This is a genomic window from Sorangium sp. KYC3313 (assembly GCF_052075895.1).
GTDB lineage: Bacteria > Myxococcota_A > Polyangia > Polyangiales > Polyangiaceae > Sorangium > Sorangium cellulosum_B.
Map to the genome: position 1 here is coordinate 11,780,428 of NZ_CP197255.1, position 14,858 is coordinate 11,795,285.

Consider the following 14,858-nt stretch of genomic DNA (forward strand, 5'->3'; position numbering starts at 1 on the left):
TCTTTCCTGGGCGGTCGCCGGCGCGATGTTCCGTCCGGGGGCGTGCGGGCCCTGGGGGGCGCCGGCCTCTGGTACGATGCACACTGGCGGAGCGAGGTGGACGCAAACCATACTGGGTGGACGGCCTGTTGAGCCCGTGTGGCGTTCCGCGGGGGGAGCTCCGCGACAGAGAGGTGACCATGTCGACCCATTTCATCGACGGCAGCTGGGTGATCGGCGCGGGCGAGCCGTTCGCGAGCCGGAACCCCGTGACGCAGGCGGTCGTCTTCGAGGGGCGCGCCGCGGGCGAGGAGCAGGTCGACGCGGCCGTGACGGCGGCGCGCGGCGCGTTCGCTGCGTGGCGCGATCGCGGCCTGGAGGGGCGGGCGGCGCTGGTGAAGCGGTTCGCCGGCCTCCTGGGCGAGCACAAGGCGCGGCTCGCGGACGTGATCGGGCTGGAGACGGGCAAGCCGCGCTGGGAGGCGCTCACCGAGGTCCAGACGATGATCGGCAAGATCGACGTGTCGCTGATGGCCTGGCGCGAGCGGACGGGCGAGCGTCAGGCCGAGGCGGGCGACGCGATGGCCGTGGTGCGCCACCGGCCGCACGGCGTGGTCGCTGTGCTCGGGCCCTACAACTTCCCGGGTCACCTGCCGAACGGCCACATCGTCCCGGCCCTGATCGCGGGCAATTGCGTGGTGTTCAAGCCCTCGGAGCTCACGCCGAGGGTCGCGGAGGAGACCGCGCGACTCTGGCAGGAGGCGGGCATCCCGGCCGGGGTGCTCAACCTGGTCCAGGGAGGGAGGCGCACAGGCGCCGCGCTCGCCGGTCACCCGGGCATCGACGGCCTCTTCTTTACAGGCAGCTCCGGCACGGGCAACGCGCTGCACCGGCAGCTGGCGGGCCAGCCGGAGAAGATCCTCGCCCTGGAGATGGGCGGCAACAACCCGCTCATCGTCCAGGACGTCGCGAACACCGAGGCGGCGAACCACCATATCCTTCAGTCGTCCTTCATCTCGGCGGGCCAGCGGTGTACATGCGCGCGGCGGCTGCTCGTGCCGGCGACGCCGGAGGGCGACGCGCTGGTGGCGCGCCTCGTCGACGCGGCGTCCCGGCTCAAGGTGGGCAGGTACGACGACGCAGAGCAGCCGTTCATGGGCGCGGTGATCTCGCTCGCGGCGGCGGATCGGCTGCTCGCGGCGCAGGCACGGCTGGTCTCGCTCGGCGGCGAGGTGCTGCTGGAGATGCGCCGGCTCGAGGAGGGGACCGCGCTGCTCTCGCCCGGCATCCTCGATGTGTCGGCGATCAAGGAGCTACCGGACGAGGAGCATTTCGGGCCGCTCCTGCAGGTGCAGCGGTATGGGAGCTTCGATGAGGCGCTCTCGCTGGCCAACCGCACGCGTTATGGGCTCGCGGCCGGGTTGATCTCGGATCGCAGGGAGCTCTATGAGCGGTTCTGGCGGGAATCCCGGGCGGGGATCGTCAACTGGAACAAACCGCTCACGGGGGCGTCGAGCGCCGCGCCGTTCGGTGGGGTCGGGAGCAGCGGGAACCACCGGCCAAGCGCGTATTACGCGGCGGACTACTGCGCGTATCCGGTCGCGGGGCTGGAGGCGGCGGCGGTGGCGCTGCCTGGGCAGCTGGCGCCGGGGATGCGGCTCAACAGCTAGAACCAGGACCAGGCGCAACGGCCGCCGGGGAGAGGGGAGGGGGCGCGCGGGGGCGAGGGGGGCCCTTCCCGCGGACTCGCGCCTTGTGGTGGCTATGGCCGGCTGTGCGGGAGAGGAAGATCCGGGAGGACTGGCTGCGGAGCGGGCCGGCGCTCGGATCCGCGGGGCCCTTCCCCCTCGCCCCCGCGCGCCCCCTCCCCTCTCCCCGGCGGATCCATATTGGAACGGTGGGTGGGGGGACGAGGGGTCGGAGTTGGTCAGGAGGCGGAGCTCTGCGGGCCTAGATCTATCGGGATGGCGGTGAGGCCGCGCATGCCGGGGTTCATGCGCCAGGTCAGCGGCCCAGGGGAGAGCTCGGCGTCGGGGAAACGACGCAGGAACGTGGAGATGGCAGCCTGGGCCTCCACCCGGGCGAGCGCGGAGCCGGCACAGTAATGGACGCCCAGGCCGAGCGAGATGTGACGGATGTCCGTGCGGCGGAAGTCGAGCTTGTCGGGGTCGGGGAACTGCGCGGGATCGCGGTTCGCCGCGCCGAGCACCAGGAAAGCGCGATCGCCCTTCGGGATCCGCACGCCGTCGAGCTCGATGTCGTCGAGCGCGACGCGGCTCATCCACTGCACCGGAGAGTCGTATCGGAGCAGCTCCTCCACCGCCGGGCCGATCAGCGACGGGGTGCCGCGCAGCGCTTCGCGCTCGGAACGGTGGAGGAGGAGCGCGAGCAGGCCATTGCCGATGAGGTTCTTCGTCGTCTCGTGGCCGCCGAAGAGCAACATGCAGCACGTCGAGAGCAGCTCCTGCTCGCCGAGGATCGCGCCCTGCTCCTCCGCGAGGATGAGCTGGCTGAGCAGGTCGTTGCCGGGGCTCTGCCGCCGGGCCGCGATCACGCCGCGGAAATAGTCCTCCAGCTCGGCCACGGCGCTCAGCGCGCCCCCCGCGATCTCCAGCGTCGGCCGGCCGGCGCCGAGGAAGCCGCCGAGCGCGTTGGACCAGCCCTTCAGCCGGTGCCGGTCCTCGACGGGTACACCGAGCACCTCGCCGATCACGAGCAGCGGCAAGAGGTCGCCGAGATCGCGGAGGACGTCCATCCGGCCCGCCGGGGCGACCGCGTCGAGCAGCTCGTTGACCAGCGTCTCCACCCGGGAACGCAACCCCTCGACGAGCCGCGGCACGAACGCCTTGTTGATCAGCGAGCGGATGCGCGTGTGCTCCGGCGGATCGAGCAGCAAGGCCCACGACGCCAGGTTGCGGCGCAAGGGCTCCAGCCGCTGCCGCACCTCGTCAGGCAGCTTCGTCACGAAGGCGCTGGAGCGCTTCGCCGACAGGCGCGGGTCACGAAAGCCCGCCGCGACCTGGTCGTAGCGGGTGATGAGCCAGCCGTTGTAAGCCGCGCTGAAGTACACGGGCGCTTCCTGGCGCAACCTGGCGTACACGGGGTACGGGTTCGCGAGCGTCTCCGGCGACTGGAGGCGAAACGGATCGAGATCAGCGTCCGCCGCTGGATTGGCCGCGGGCGGTGCGTCGGGCTTCGGTGCGTCGGGCGAGTTCATCGAAGCAGGGTACGACGGCCACGCCCGCTTGGGAACCGGCGCGGCCCACGCCCGCGCAGGCCCGCCCCAGGCCGGCCTCCCCGCCAGCGCACGGGCGCGCGGCCGCCCTTGGCTACAACGGCTTCCGCCCACCTCTGCACCATGCCGATCAGAGCGGCGGTCTCCCGCACAGGAGACGGGCCCAGATCGGCGTTTTCGGCGCGCAAGCGCACTCCGGTGCGCTGAGCACCGAAAACGTCGAGGTGGGCCCGTATCCGAAGCGGGTGACCGTCGCTCTAGGCCCAGAGCTTGATTCCGCCGAGCAGGCCAGCGACGTTGTCCACCACGACGACGTTCTCGGGCAGCCGCGAGGCGTCGAGCAGGCGCGCGTTGCCGCCGCCGAGGTAGAGCTTGCGGTAATTGAAGATCGGCTCGACCTGCTCGATCATCTTGCGCACGCGCTTGTTCCAGCGCTTCGGGCCGATGCGCTTGCACTCGGCGTCGAACACGCGGTCCTCGTACTTCAGGTCCCTCTTTCCGTACGGATGGTGCCCGAGCTCGAGGTTCGGCACGTAACGGCCGTCGATGTACAGCGCGCAGCCGAGCCCCGTGCCGAAGGTGAGCACCATCTCGAGCCCCTTGCCCTCGATGACGGCGAGCCCCTGGATGCCCGCGTCGTTGGCGACGCGGACAGGCTTGCCGAGGCGGCGCTCGACGGCCTCGCCGAGCGGGTAGCCCTTCCACTTCTCGTTGTCGAGGTGCGGCGCCGTCTTGGTCACGTTCTCCATCACCACCCCGGGGAAGCCGATCGAGACGCGGTCGAACTCCCCCTGCGCCCGGGCGATCTCCTCGATGAGGTCGAGGATGGGGTCCGGCGAGGCCGGCTGGGGCGTCGACACGCGCACGGGATCCGTCATCGGAGTCCCCTGCTCGTCGAGGATGGTGGCCTTGATCCCCGTTCCGCCGATATCGATACAAAGCGTGCGCATGGATCCCTCTGTACTCCCCCCGGAGCTCTTCCTCCGGGGCCGCCGCGGATGCACCCACGCACCCGCGTTCGCGGCGGACATAATCTAGAGCTCTGGCTGCGCGTCAACCGGCGCCGCAACAGCGCACGCCTGAGCGGGCGACCACGCCCCCTGCGCCCGCCCTCCCGCGCACGCTCCGCCCGGCGCCGACCAGCGCGCCCCCCGGTGCCCCGGCCCCCGCGCCGCCCGCCCCCGGGCGACGCTCAAGGCGAGCCGCAAGCGTCGCACGCGACGCTCGGCGGCGGCGCACCGTTTGCGAGCCCGTCGAGCCATTGCACGAGGCGCGCTCCGCGCGACTCGAGGGTGTAAAATTCCGGCCGCCAGAGGATGCAGTGCGCGGAGCCGGCGGCAAGGAACGACCTGAAGTTCGGCGTCGACGCCTCGATTTCGGCGATCTCTGCCCTCATGGCGTCTGACCACGCCTGGGCGTCGCCGCCGCCCATCGCGTTGAAGAAGAAGACCTGGTCCTCATCATAGGCGGTGTTGTACTGCGACAGGCGCATGTCGGGGTAATGGGCGCCGATCTTCTCGTAGAGCACCGACAGCCGCGCGAGCTGGGCCGGGTCGAGGCCAGGTATCCATGTGGGATAAGCGCCCTCGGGCTTCCAGGAAGGAAGGCTGTCCCTGAAGAACGTCTCCGTGATGATCCCTGCCCCGCTGTCGGCGAACTCGATGACCGACGCGCTCTTGTAGTGCTCTCTCAGGTGCGCGGACCAGAGGATGGCGCCGTACGCGCCCGCGCTGCAGCCCGTCACGAAGATCTTCTCCGGCGCGGGGACGTTCTCGTAGACCCAGCCGAGCGCCGCGCGGACGTTGACGGCGCCCTTGTGCTGGATGGTGACGGCCTGGCTCCCCTCCCCATACGTGGCCACGTTGTCGCCCCAGTGGACGTCCCCGGTGCAATAGGGGATGTACACATGGTGCCAGTCCTTGAAGGGGTTGTCCGGGTTCTCATGATCGTAGATCCCGGTCGCCAGGGCGTCCTCGCCGACCGTCTCCTGGAAGAGCGCCCCCGCGAACGAGCACGTGGTTGCGTCCCAGCAGGCGCCGCCGCCCCGGAACTCGACGATGAGGCGATTGACGGTGCCCGGACGGACGAAGTACTTGAAAGGATCACCGCGCGAGCACGTCGTCTCGCCGCCCGGCGCGATGGAGCTCCAGCCGGACGGCAGGCTCAGGATCCCGCCCCGCGGCTCGCTGCTCGGGTCTTCGTGCTCGGCGGACGCGCCGTCACAACCGAGGACGGCGAGCGGGCAGAGCAGGAGTTGAACCGCGAGGGGCGGAACGATCTTGAATCGCATGGAGGGCGGAGAATACCACTCCATGACGCGCGGGCATCACCGCCGGTGACGGCCCGCCCGGCGGTGCCGTCGCGTCATGGCACAGGGGCGTGCTCTGCCCACAGCTGCGCCGCGGCCTCGCCGACCGCGCGGCGGATCGACCCCTCGTCGAGGCGGGCGCGGTCGCGCGGCGCGAGGGCGGCGCAGACGCCGAGCGCGACGAGGTAGAGGGCGCCGAGGAGGCCGATCCAGCGCAGGCCGGACGCACCCAGGCGTGAGATGATCTCGATGGGCACGATCTGCGCGCGGATCTGGACGGCCCCGATCACGATCACGGCACGGTCTCCTTCCTGGAGCTCGATGTCGGCCGGGCCCGTCAACAGGCGCGCGAGCCCGTCGGCCCCATGGAGGCGCGCCCGCGTCCGCCGCGGGACGTGCAGCACGTAGCGGGCGCCGATCACCTCCGCGATGACCGGGGCCGCTCTATCGAGCTCCGCCGACGGCACGCGCACGATGGACGCGGGCGTGTCTCCGATGTGCGCGCGCCCCTCCGCGAGCACATGGCGGACGCCGAGCACGTCTTTGCCTCGGACGGCGACGAGCTCCAGCGCGCGCCGCGCAGAGGCGCTCGCCGCGGGCGGCCGCGACCTCCGGTCGCTGATGGGTTCGGCCGCCGCTGCCTCATTAGGCCCTTTCGCCATACTCTCCAGCCCCCTTCGTCGGCCACCGGCAGGGCTCGACTCGACATGTCACCTGAAGACCCTGCCCCCGGCGGTGCCGCCCCGCGCGCTTCCGCATCAATCCCCTTCCCTGGCTCCTGGCACGGAGCGTTCCGTGGCAGAGCGCGCAGGTACGTGGCGGCCCGACGGCCCGCGCCTGCGCGTGAGGCCCCGGAGGACGCGCCCCGCGACCGCGCGCCGAGGCGCGACGGGGACGCCCGCCCCGGGGGCAACGCCGCCGCTCCGGGCACGGCGCGCGGCGCGCGACGCGGCGCGCCGTGCCCGGAGCTCCGCCCCTATTTCGTGGCGCCCTCCCGGCGCTGGTGTAGATCGCCGCCCGTGAGGAAGCGCCCCCTCGGCAAGACGACCCTTCAGGTCTCGGAGCTCGCCCTAGGCACCTGGGGACTCTCCGGCGACGGCTACGGTCCCATCGCCGACGTCGAGATCGATCGCGTCATCGATCGCGCGCTCGCGGTCGGCATCGACCTCTTCGACACCGCCGACGTCTACTGCCGCGGCGAGATGGAGCGCTGCCTCGGCAGGCGGCTCAAGGACGCCGGCACGACGTTCGTCGTCACGAAGATCGGCACCGTTCGCGACGGCGATCCTCCGACGAAGCGGTTCGACCCGGCCCACCTCCGCACCGCGTTCGAGCGGTCGCAGGAGCGCCTCGCCCGCGAGGTGGTCGACGTCGTCCTGCTCCACAACCCCACCGTGGCCGCGATGCAATCGAAGGAGGCCCTCGCCTTCCTGAAGGACCTCAAGCAGGCCGGGAAGATCCGCGCCTACGGCGTGAGCGCCGGCTCCGCGGACGTCGCCCGCTCCGCGCTGCGCGACGAGGTCGACGTCATCGAGATCGCCTACAACGCCTTCTTCCCCGGCGACCTCCACGACGTCGCCGGCGACGTCTCCGAGTCCGGCGCGGGCGTCCTCGCCCGATCGGTGCTCGCGCACGGGCTGCTCGCCGGCCAGTGGAGCCCCGATCGCGAGTTCTACCTCGACGATCACCGCCACCAGCGGTGGACCCGCGACGAGCTCAGGACCCGCATCCGCCAGCTCGACGCGCTCCGGCCGCTGGTCACGGGCGCCGTCACGTCGCTCCGCTCGGCGGCCCTGCGCTTCGTCCTCGCGAACCGCGTCGTCTCGTCCGCCGTGCTCGGCCCCCGCTCGGTCGCCCAGCTCGACCAGCTCGTCCGCGAGGCCGGCATGCCGCCCTACCTCCAGGACACGGCGCTCACGGAGCTCTCCGCGCGCCTCAGGCAGGCCGGGATCGAGGTGTGAGCAGGATGGACCAGAACGACAGGGAGCTCGACGAGATCGTCCGCATCGCGCGCGCCGCGGCGGCGATCGTGATGGACGTGTACGCGACGCCGTTCGCCGTCGAGATGAAGGGCCCCGGCGACCCGGTGACCCGCGCCGACCGCGAGGCGAACGCGCTCATCTGCAGCGCGCTCGAGGCCGCCTTCCCCGGCGAGGCGATCCTCGCCGAGGAGAGCGTCCCGAGCGGCGACGAGCTCGCCTCGCGCCTGGGGAAGGAGCGGGTGTTCTTCGTCGACCCGCTCGACGGCACGCGGGAGTTCGCGGACAGGAACGGCGAGTTCGCCGTGATGATCGGGCTCGCGGATCGCGGCCGCGCGGCGCTGGGCGTCGTGGTGATGCCCACGACGGGCGAGGCGCTGGCCGGCCGCGCCGGCGAGGGCGGCGCCGCCTTCCTCGAGGCGAGGGACGGCAGCCGCAGGCCGCTCCGGGTCTCGGCGGTGAGCGCTCCGGCCGACGCGACGCTCATCGTCTCGCGCTCGCACCGGCCGAAGGAGATCGAGCCGCTCCTCGCGCGGCTCGGCATCTCGAAGGTCGTCCCCTGCGGCTCGGTCGGCGTGAAGATCGCCCGGATCGCGACCGGCGAGGTCGACCTCTACGTGCACGGCGGCGGCGGCGCCAAGCTCTGGGACAGCTGCGCGCCCGAAGCCGTGCTCCTCGGGGCGGGCGGCAGCTTCACCGACCTCTCGGGCGCGCCCATCGACTACAACGGCCCCGGGCTCAAGCTCGGCCGCGGCATCATCGCCTCGAACGGCGCCCTCCAGGCCGCCGTCGTCGCCGCGGCGAGGTCGGAGCTCGGCTGAGGCGCGATGCGGGGGCAGGCCGAGATCGTCATCGTCGGCGCGGGGATCATGGGCCTCGCGATCGCGTACAACCTCGCGCGGCACCACGGCATCACCGACATCGTCGTCGTCGACCGGAGCTACCTCTGCGGCGGCGCCAGCGGGCGCAACGGCGGCGGGGTCCGTGCGCAGTTCTCGAGCGAGGGCAACATCCGGCTCATGCAGGAGAGCATCCGCATCTGCCGGGATTTCGCCCGCGAGATGAAGATCAACATCTGGTTCCGGCAGGGCGGCTACCTCTTCCTCGTGCGCAGCGAGGCCGGCCGCCGGACGCTCGAGAAGAGCGTCGCCGTGCAGAACGCGTGCGGCCTCGGGACGCGGATGCTCACCGCCAACGAGGCGCGCGCGATCGTGCCGCAGCTCTCGACCGACGGCGTCGTGGCGGCGAGCTACAACCCCGACGACGGCGTCGTGTTCCCCTGGCCGTTCGTCTGGGGCTACGCCGAGCGCGCGCAGAAGCTCGGCGTCGACATCGCCACCTTCACGAACGTCCTCGGCTTCCGCACGCAGGGCGCGCGGATCGACGCCGTGGTCACCGATCGCGGCGAGATCCGGACGAGCAAGGTCGTCAACGCGGCCGGCGCGTGGAGCCCCGAGGTCGCGCGCATGCTCGGCGTGGAGCTGCCGAACCACCCGCACCGCCACGAGATCTGCTCGACCGAGCCGCTCAAGCCCTGGCTCGGCCCGCTCGTCGCGGATCTCTCGAACGGCCTCTATTTTTCCCAGTCGATGCGCGGCGAGATCGTGGGCGGCATCTCCAACGAGGACGTCCCTGACGGCCTCGACATGGGGTCGAGCCACAAGTTCCTCTCCCTGTACGCGCGGGCGCTCGTCACCGCGTGCCCCCTCCTCGGCAGCGTGAAGGTGCTGCGGCAGTGGGCCGGCTGTTACGATCTCACCCCGGATCAGAACCCGATCGTGGGCGGGGTCGACGAGGTCGAGCACTTCTACCAGGCCTCCGGGTTCATGGGGCACGGCTTCATGATCGCGCCCGTCATGGGCAAGCTCCTCGCGCAGCACATCGCCGAGGGCGCCTCTCTCCCCCTGTTCGACCGCTGGAACCTGCGGCGCTTCAGGGAGGGCCGGCTCCTCAGCGAGGCGATGATCATCGGCTGAGCGCCCGCCCCGGCGGCGCGGCGGCGGCGTTTCGACGCGGCGCGCGCGCCGCACATGCCGCGCGCCCCGCGCTCCCCCGCCGTCCTGCGCTTCGCCTATACTCGCGCCCCTTCGCCATGGGTCACCTCGTCCTCGTCACCGGCTCCTCGAGCGGCATCGGCCTCGCGACCGCGGTCGCGTGCGCGGCCGCGGGCCACCGGGTCATCGCCACGATGCGCCGCCCCGAGAAGGCCGGCGCGCTCCTCGCCGCCGCCGGCGCGCGGGGCGTCACGCTCGAGATCGAGCAGCTCGACGTCGCCGCGGCGAGCGCGCCCGACAGGGTCCGGGAGATCCTCCGGAAGCACGGCCCCGCCTACGCCCTCGTCAACAACGCCGGCATCGCGGTCGGCGGCGCCTTCGAGGAGCAGGCGGACGGCGACGTCCGGGCGCAGTTCGAGACCAACGTCTTCGGGCTGATGGCCGTGACGCGCGCGGTGCTCCCGGCGATGCGCGGCGCGGGGCGCGGCCGCATCGTCAACGTCTCGAGCCTCTCCGGGCTCGTCGGCCTCCCCGGCGTGAGCGCCTACGCGGCCACGAAGCACGCCGTCGAGGGCTTCAGCGAGGCGCTGCGCTGGGAGGTCGCCCCGTTCGGCGTCCACGTCTGCCTCGTCGAGCCCGGGACCTTCAAGACCGAAATTTTCTACGAGAACCAGCGGCGCGGCGCCCACGTCTCGCTCGACGGCCCTTACGGCGCGATGACCAGGGCGATCGAGCAGATCGTCCTGAAGGACGCCGCCAAGGCGCCGCCGCCCGCCCCGGTCGCGGCCGCGATCCTCCGCCTCATCGACGACGCATCACCGCCTTTCAGGACCCTCGTCGGCCGGGACGCACGGGCGCTCGTCGCGCTGCGCCGTGTCATCCCCGACCGGCTCTTCGCCACGGGGATCCGTCGGCTCGTCTCGGCGCCGCGCTCGCGTTGACACGTTCTCTGACGGCGAATAGCGTCGGCTTCGCCGTTTCCATGGCGGAGCGGCGCCACGTCGTGGCCGAAGGGGGGCCGCGCCCCCTGCCGCGCGCTGTTTTTGTCCGCTTTCGTCCCCTCAGGCTAACGAAGGCTAGCCGCTGACCGCCTCTCCTGAAGCGCACCGTGCGACGGCGAGGTCAGGCCGGCAGCATCACCGAGGTCCCGGAGGAAACACCATGTCCCGCTCAGCACGCAGCATCCTGCCGCTCCTTCGCTCGCTCCTCCTGGGGGCCGCCACCGCGTCGTCGATGGCGCTCTCCGCAGGGGTCATCGTCGGATGCGGCGACGAGAACGACCCCGAGACGCACGTCAAGCGGCTCGACGACCCGGCCACGCTCACCGCCTCCGTCAACCGGCTCGTCCAGTTCTTCGAAGACGCGATGACGCGTGACAACAAGGACCGGAACGGCCCGACCGTGAAGCCGCTCCTCGACAAGATCATCGAGCCGATGACGCAGAAGTGCGTGACCGGCGATCTCGACGAGCGCACGAACTCGAAGCTCATCAAGTTCATCTCCGACACGAGGGACCCGCGCGGCGAGGCCTGCCTCATCAAGGCGCTCAAGGACTACAAGCCCGAGTCCACCGAGGAGGACGTCCGCTGGGCCGTGCGCGGCCTCGGCGCGATGAAGTCGGAGAAGGCCGCCGAGCCGCTCATGGCCGTCTTCTCGAAGCTCCAGCACGGCAAGCCCAAGGGCTCGACGATCTCGCGCGACGTGCACGACGCGATGGTCGACATCAACAGCAAGGCCTGGGAAGACGGGCTCATCACGATGATCGGGCGCCCGATCAACGACCCGAAGGACGTCGGCACGATGCGGAACGAGCTGTTCTGGCAGATCACCGCCGCGGAGCTGCTCGGGTGGCAGCGCAGCGAGAAGGCGGTCGTGCCGCTGCTCAAGGTGGTGCTGTCGCCGTTCAAGGCGGACGCGGCCACGACGGCCATCCTGGCGCTCACGAAGATCGGCAAGCCCGCGATCGAGCCGACGATCGCGCTGCTCCAGGGCGACCAGAAGGAGCTCGTCGAGTACTCGAAGGTCGAGAACCTGAAGGGCGCCGGCGACAAGGCGAGCGCGGAGCAGAAGAAGGCCGCGGAGACCGCCCACGTCGCGGCGGCCGCGCTCGTCCTGGCGACGATCGGCCGGCAGGAGTCGTCGCAGCCGCTGCTCGCCGCGCTCGGGAAGGCCGAGGACGTGCCGCGCGCCATCATCGCGCGCGAGCTGACCAAGGTGCCGAGGACGCCGGAGACCCTCGCGGCCTTCCAGGCGGCCTACGAGAAGACGCCCGCGGGGCTCGAGATGCCGCCGGCCGGCATCAACGCGCGGGTGATGCTCGCCGAGGCGGCGAGCAACTTCTTCGACGCGAGCCTCGTGCCGTGGCTCGTGAAGACCGGCCTCGAGGCGCGCGGCGAGGAGGACGACGTCGCGCAGATCCGCGACGTCTCGCTGCAGACGGCGCTCAAGCTGATGAAGCCCGACCAGATCGCCGACGTCGACCGGCTCGCGGGCACCCGCACGAGCGGCGGCGGCACGGTCGGCAAGTCGATGGAGAAGGAGATCAAGATCGCGAAGGAGCTGCTCGGGGCCTGCGGCACCAAGCTCGAGTGTTACGTCGGCAAGCTCGGCGAGCCGGCGTCGCAGGTGAAGGAGACGCAGTTCCAGGGGATCAAGTCCGCCTACATGGTGGGCGTGCTCGGCACCCCCGAGGTCCGGCAGCAGATCATCGACGCGATGCCGAAGGTCTCGAACGCGGCCGTCCGCTTCGTCTCGGTCTCGGTCATCGACGCCCTCTCGCCGAAGGGCGACGCCGAGGTCGCGACCAAGCTGCAGAAGATCGTCGACGACGGCGAGGCCTCGAAGGATCCCGAGAAGATCGCCGGCAACGCGCCCTTCAAGACGGTCATCTACCGCCTCACCGCCCGCGCGCAGTGATCGCCGCAGCGCCGTGCGCCCCGTCCGCGGTCGGGGCGCACGGGGCGCATGAAGCGCGCAGGTAGGCACATCACCTGGCTCCAGATTTTCCTTGATTGGCGCCACCCGGGCGCGATGCTTGCCTGAAGCTCGCATGAAGCTCGCATGACGCTCGCACGACGCTTCACGGACGCGCCCGGCGCCTGATTTTTCCTGGCGCCTCCGCCGTCTTGACGGTTTACTCCGGCCCTTGTCACGGGGTCTTCCCCGCTGAAGAACGAACCATGATCGTGCTCGAGGTAACCCAGGGTCTCGCTGCCGGGCGCACCTTCGAGCTCCAGGGCGAGCTGATCACGCTCGGGCGCTCGTCGGACAACCGCGTCGTCCTCGACGATCGCCACGTCTCCGGGGCGCACGCGCGCATCGTGAGCGGCGCCGACGGGGTGATCCTCGAGGATCTGCGCTCGACGAACGGCACGAGCGTGACGCGGCGGGGCGAGCGGCTGGAGCTCGGCGCGGGGCGCAGCGCGCTCGCCCTCCAGACGGGGGACGTCATCGAGCTCGGCTCCGGGGACGCGGTCACCCGGATGGTGGTGAAAATCCCGGAGGAGGCCGACGACGCGCGGGTCGTCTCGATCCGCCGCCTCGACGAGATCGAGCCTGCCGAGGCGAAGATCGAGCGCGACCCGAGCGCGCTGTCGGCGATGTACGCGGCGCAGAAGCGCATCGGCGCGGCGACCGATCTCGACGAGGTGCTCGCCGAGATCGCCGACGCGGTGCTCGCGCTGGTGCCGAGCTCGACCCACGTCACGGTGGTGCTGCGCGACGACGACCAGGAGCCGGGCGCGGCGCCGGCGGCGTTCGTGCCGGTGCTGACGCGGGTCCGGTCCGCGTCGGGCAAAGGGGGGCCGCCTGCAGGGCCGGTCCCGATCACGCGCAGCGTGTACCGGAAGGTGATCAAGGAGCGGGCGGCCGTGCTCGCCGCCGACGCGCCGATCGAGGTCGGGCAGTCCGAGTCGCTGATGGGCGCGTCGATCCGCAGCACGCTCGCCGTCCCGCTCTGGAAGGGCGAGGAGATCATCGGCGTGCTCCAGGCCGACAACCGGAGCGTGCCCGGGATGCTGAACGCCGGCGACCTGGAGACGCTCCTCGTGCTGGCCGCCAACGCCTCGCTCGCGGTGGCGAACGCCCGGCTCATCAAGCGGCTCGTGCTCGCGGAGGAGCGGCTCCAGAAGGAGAACAGCTTCCTCAAGGGGCGCGAGGAGCGCCGCCGGGGCGGCGGCGGGGGCGCGGTCGACATCATCGGCAACAGCGACGCGATGCGCAAGGTGATCGGGCAGCTCGACAAGGTGGTCGACACCCGCGTCACGGTGCTGATCGAAGGCGAGACGGGCACGGGCAAGGAGCTCATCGCCGCCGCCGTCCACTACCGCTCCCGCCGCCGCGACAAGCTGTTCGTCGCGCAGAACTGCGCGGCGCTGGCCGAGAGCCTCCTGGAGAGCGAGCTGTTCGGGCACAAGAAGGGGTCGTTCACGGGCGCCACCGAGGAGAAGAAGGGGCTGTTCGAGATCGCCGACGGGGGCACGCTCTTCCTCGACGAGATCACCGAGACGCCGCTGTCGCTGCAATCGAAGCTCCTCCGGGCGCTCCAGGAGGGCGAGATCCGCCCCGTGGGCGCGACGAGCCCGAAGCACGTCAACGTGCGCATCGTCGCCGCGACGAACCGGAACCTCGAGGACGAGGTGGCCAAGGGGCGGTTCCGCGAGGACCTCTACTACCGCCTCAAGGTCTTCCCGATCCGCCTGCCGCCGCTGCGAGAGCGGCGCGACGACATCTCGCTGCTCGCGACGCACTTCCTGGAGCGCTACGCGGACGAGATCGGCAAGCCCTGCGGCGGGTTCAGCCAGCAGGCGATGGAGCTCATGGTCGCGTACGACTGGCCGGGCAACGTCCGGGAGCTCCAGAACGAGGTGCAGCGGATCGTCATCCAGCTGGAGCCGGGGGCGTTCGGGACGCCGGAGCTGCTCTCGCCGAGGATCCGGCAGGTCGAGGGGCTCATCGCGCGGGCGGGGACGCCGAAGGGGTCGCTCAAGGAGATGATGGACGCGGTCGAGAAGTTCTTCCTCCTGGAAGCGCTGCGCGGGCACAACAACAACAAGACCAACGCGGCCAAGTCGCTCGGGATCACGCGCGAGGGGCTCCACAAGAAGCTCCGGCAATACGGGATCTGACGGGACCACGGGACGGAGAGGGCTCTTCAGGAGGCGGGGGAGCCCTCGGGAGGGGGTGTCGCGCGCGGGGCCGGCGGGGGGCCCTTCCCACGAACTCGCGCCTTGTGGTGGCTATGGCCGGCTGAACGGGAGAGGGAGAACCAGGGGCGAGTGGCTTCGATGCGGGCCGGCGCTCGGGTTCGTGGGGCCCTTCCCCCGCCAGCCCCGCGCGCGACACCCCCTCCCGAGGGCTCTCTC

11 protein-coding genes are annotated in these 14,858 nt (G+C 71.3%); 7 read left to right on the forward strand and 4 right to left on the reverse strand.

Annotation, left to right across the window (positions count from 1 at the left end):
- Positions 1–179 precede the first annotated feature (179 nt).
- Positions 180–1,649, forward strand: a complete 1,470-nt coding sequence (gene astD, locus ACSRUE_RS44875) for a succinylglutamate-semialdehyde dehydrogenase (RefSeq protein WP_441288924.1) — start codon at positions 180–182, stop codon at positions 1,647–1,649.
- Between the two features lie 257 nt (positions 1,650–1,906).
- Here astD and ACSRUE_RS44880 read toward each other — a convergent pair whose 3' ends face one another.
- The 4 genes from ACSRUE_RS44880 to ACSRUE_RS44895 form a co-directional block, all read right to left on the reverse strand.
- The gene (locus tag ACSRUE_RS44880; protein ID WP_441288925.1) at positions 1,907–3,196 is read right to left on the reverse strand and encodes a cytochrome P450; all 1,290 of its coding nucleotides are present in this window, start codon (positions 3,194–3,196) and stop codon (positions 1,907–1,909) included.
- 275 nt (positions 3,197–3,471) lie between these two features.
- Positions 3,472–4,164 carry an ROK family protein gene (locus tag ACSRUE_RS44885; RefSeq protein ID WP_437864695.1) on the reverse strand — a complete coding sequence of 231 codons (693 nt, stop codon included), beginning with the start codon at positions 4,162–4,164 and terminating at the stop codon, positions 3,472–3,474.
- 242 nt (positions 4,165–4,406) lie between these two features.
- Positions 4,407–5,504: a pectin acetylesterase-family hydrolase gene (locus ACSRUE_RS44890; RefSeq protein ID WP_437761629.1), complete on the reverse strand. Its 1,098-nt coding sequence runs from the start codon at positions 5,502–5,504 to the stop codon at positions 4,407–4,409.
- Between the two features lie 74 nt (positions 5,505–5,578).
- On the reverse strand, positions 5,579–6,184 hold the full coding sequence (locus ACSRUE_RS44895) for a hypothetical protein (protein WP_441288926.1): 606 nt from the start codon (positions 6,182–6,184) through the stop codon (positions 5,579–5,581).
- A 357-nt stretch (positions 6,185–6,541) separates the two neighbouring features.
- Between ACSRUE_RS44895 and ACSRUE_RS44900 the strand changes: the two genes are divergently transcribed.
- The 6 genes from ACSRUE_RS44900 to ACSRUE_RS44925 all read left to right on the forward strand — a co-directional run bounded on the left by ACSRUE_RS44900 (position 6,542) and on the right by ACSRUE_RS44925 (position 14,621).
- Complete coding sequence (locus ACSRUE_RS44900) at positions 6,542–7,483, forward strand: aldo/keto reductase (protein ID WP_441288927.1); 942 nt, start codon at positions 6,542–6,544, stop codon at positions 7,481–7,483.
- A 5-nt stretch (positions 7,484–7,488) separates the two neighbouring features.
- Positions 7,489–8,322, forward strand: coding sequence for a 3'(2'),5'-bisphosphate nucleotidase CysQ family protein (locus ACSRUE_RS44905; RefSeq protein WP_437761632.1), 834 nt, complete (start codon positions 7,489–7,491; stop codon positions 8,320–8,322).
- 6 nt (positions 8,323–8,328) lie between these two features.
- On the forward strand, positions 8,329–9,477 hold the full coding sequence (locus ACSRUE_RS44910; RefSeq protein ID WP_441288928.1) for an NAD(P)/FAD-dependent oxidoreductase: 1,149 nt from the start codon (positions 8,329–8,331) through the stop codon (positions 9,475–9,477).
- A gap of 116 nt (positions 9,478–9,593) precedes the next feature.
- Positions 9,594–10,436 carry an SDR family oxidoreductase gene (locus tag ACSRUE_RS44915; RefSeq protein WP_437549504.1) on the forward strand — a complete coding sequence of 281 codons (843 nt, stop codon included), beginning with the start codon at positions 9,594–9,596 and terminating at the stop codon, positions 10,434–10,436.
- Positions 10,437–10,656: 220 nt separating this feature from the next.
- Positions 10,657–12,411, forward strand: coding sequence for a hypothetical protein (locus tag ACSRUE_RS44920; RefSeq protein WP_441288929.1), 1,755 nt, complete (start codon positions 10,657–10,659; stop codon positions 12,409–12,411).
- Between the two features lie 263 nt (positions 12,412–12,674).
- Entirely contained in the window at positions 12,675–14,621 is a 1,947-nt protein-coding gene (locus ACSRUE_RS44925; RefSeq protein ID WP_437761636.1) for a sigma 54-interacting transcriptional regulator, read from the forward strand.
- Positions 14,622–14,858: the final 237 nt, after the last annotated feature.

Excerpts from the sequence above, each read along its gene's own strand:
- ACSRUE_RS44885 (WP_437864695.1), bottom strand. The coding sequence starts at position 4,164 with ATGCGCACGCTTTGTATCGATATCGGCGGAACGGGGATCAAGGCCACC.
- ACSRUE_RS44880 (WP_441288925.1), bottom strand. The coding sequence starts at position 3,196 with ATGAACTCGCCCGACGCACCGAAGCCCGACGCACCGCCCGCGGCCAAT.
- ACSRUE_RS44915 (WP_437549504.1), top strand. The coding sequence starts at position 9,594 with ATGGGTCACCTCGTCCTCGTCACCGGCTCCTCGAGCGGCATCGGCCTC.
- ACSRUE_RS44925 (WP_437761636.1), top strand. The coding sequence starts at position 12,675 with ATGATCGTGCTCGAGGTAACCCAGGGTCTCGCTGCCGGGCGCACCTTC.
- astD (WP_441288924.1), top strand. The coding sequence starts at position 180 with ATGTCGACCCATTTCATCGACGGCAGCTGGGTGATCGGCGCGGGCGAG.
- ACSRUE_RS44905 (WP_437761632.1), top strand. The coding sequence starts at position 7,489 with ATGGACCAGAACGACAGGGAGCTCGACGAGATCGTCCGCATCGCGCGC.
- ACSRUE_RS44895 (WP_441288926.1), bottom strand. The coding sequence starts at position 6,184 with ATGGCGAAAGGGCCTAATGAGGCAGCGGCGGCCGAACCCATCAGCGAC.
- ACSRUE_RS44920 (WP_441288929.1), top strand. The coding sequence starts at position 10,657 with ATGTCCCGCTCAGCACGCAGCATCCTGCCGCTCCTTCGCTCGCTCCTC.
- ACSRUE_RS44890 (WP_437761629.1), bottom strand. The coding sequence starts at position 5,504 with ATGCGATTCAAGATCGTTCCGCCCCTCGCGGTTCAACTCCTGCTCTGC.
- ACSRUE_RS44910 (WP_441288928.1), top strand. The coding sequence starts at position 8,329 with ATGCGGGGGCAGGCCGAGATCGTCATCGTCGGCGCGGGGATCATGGGC.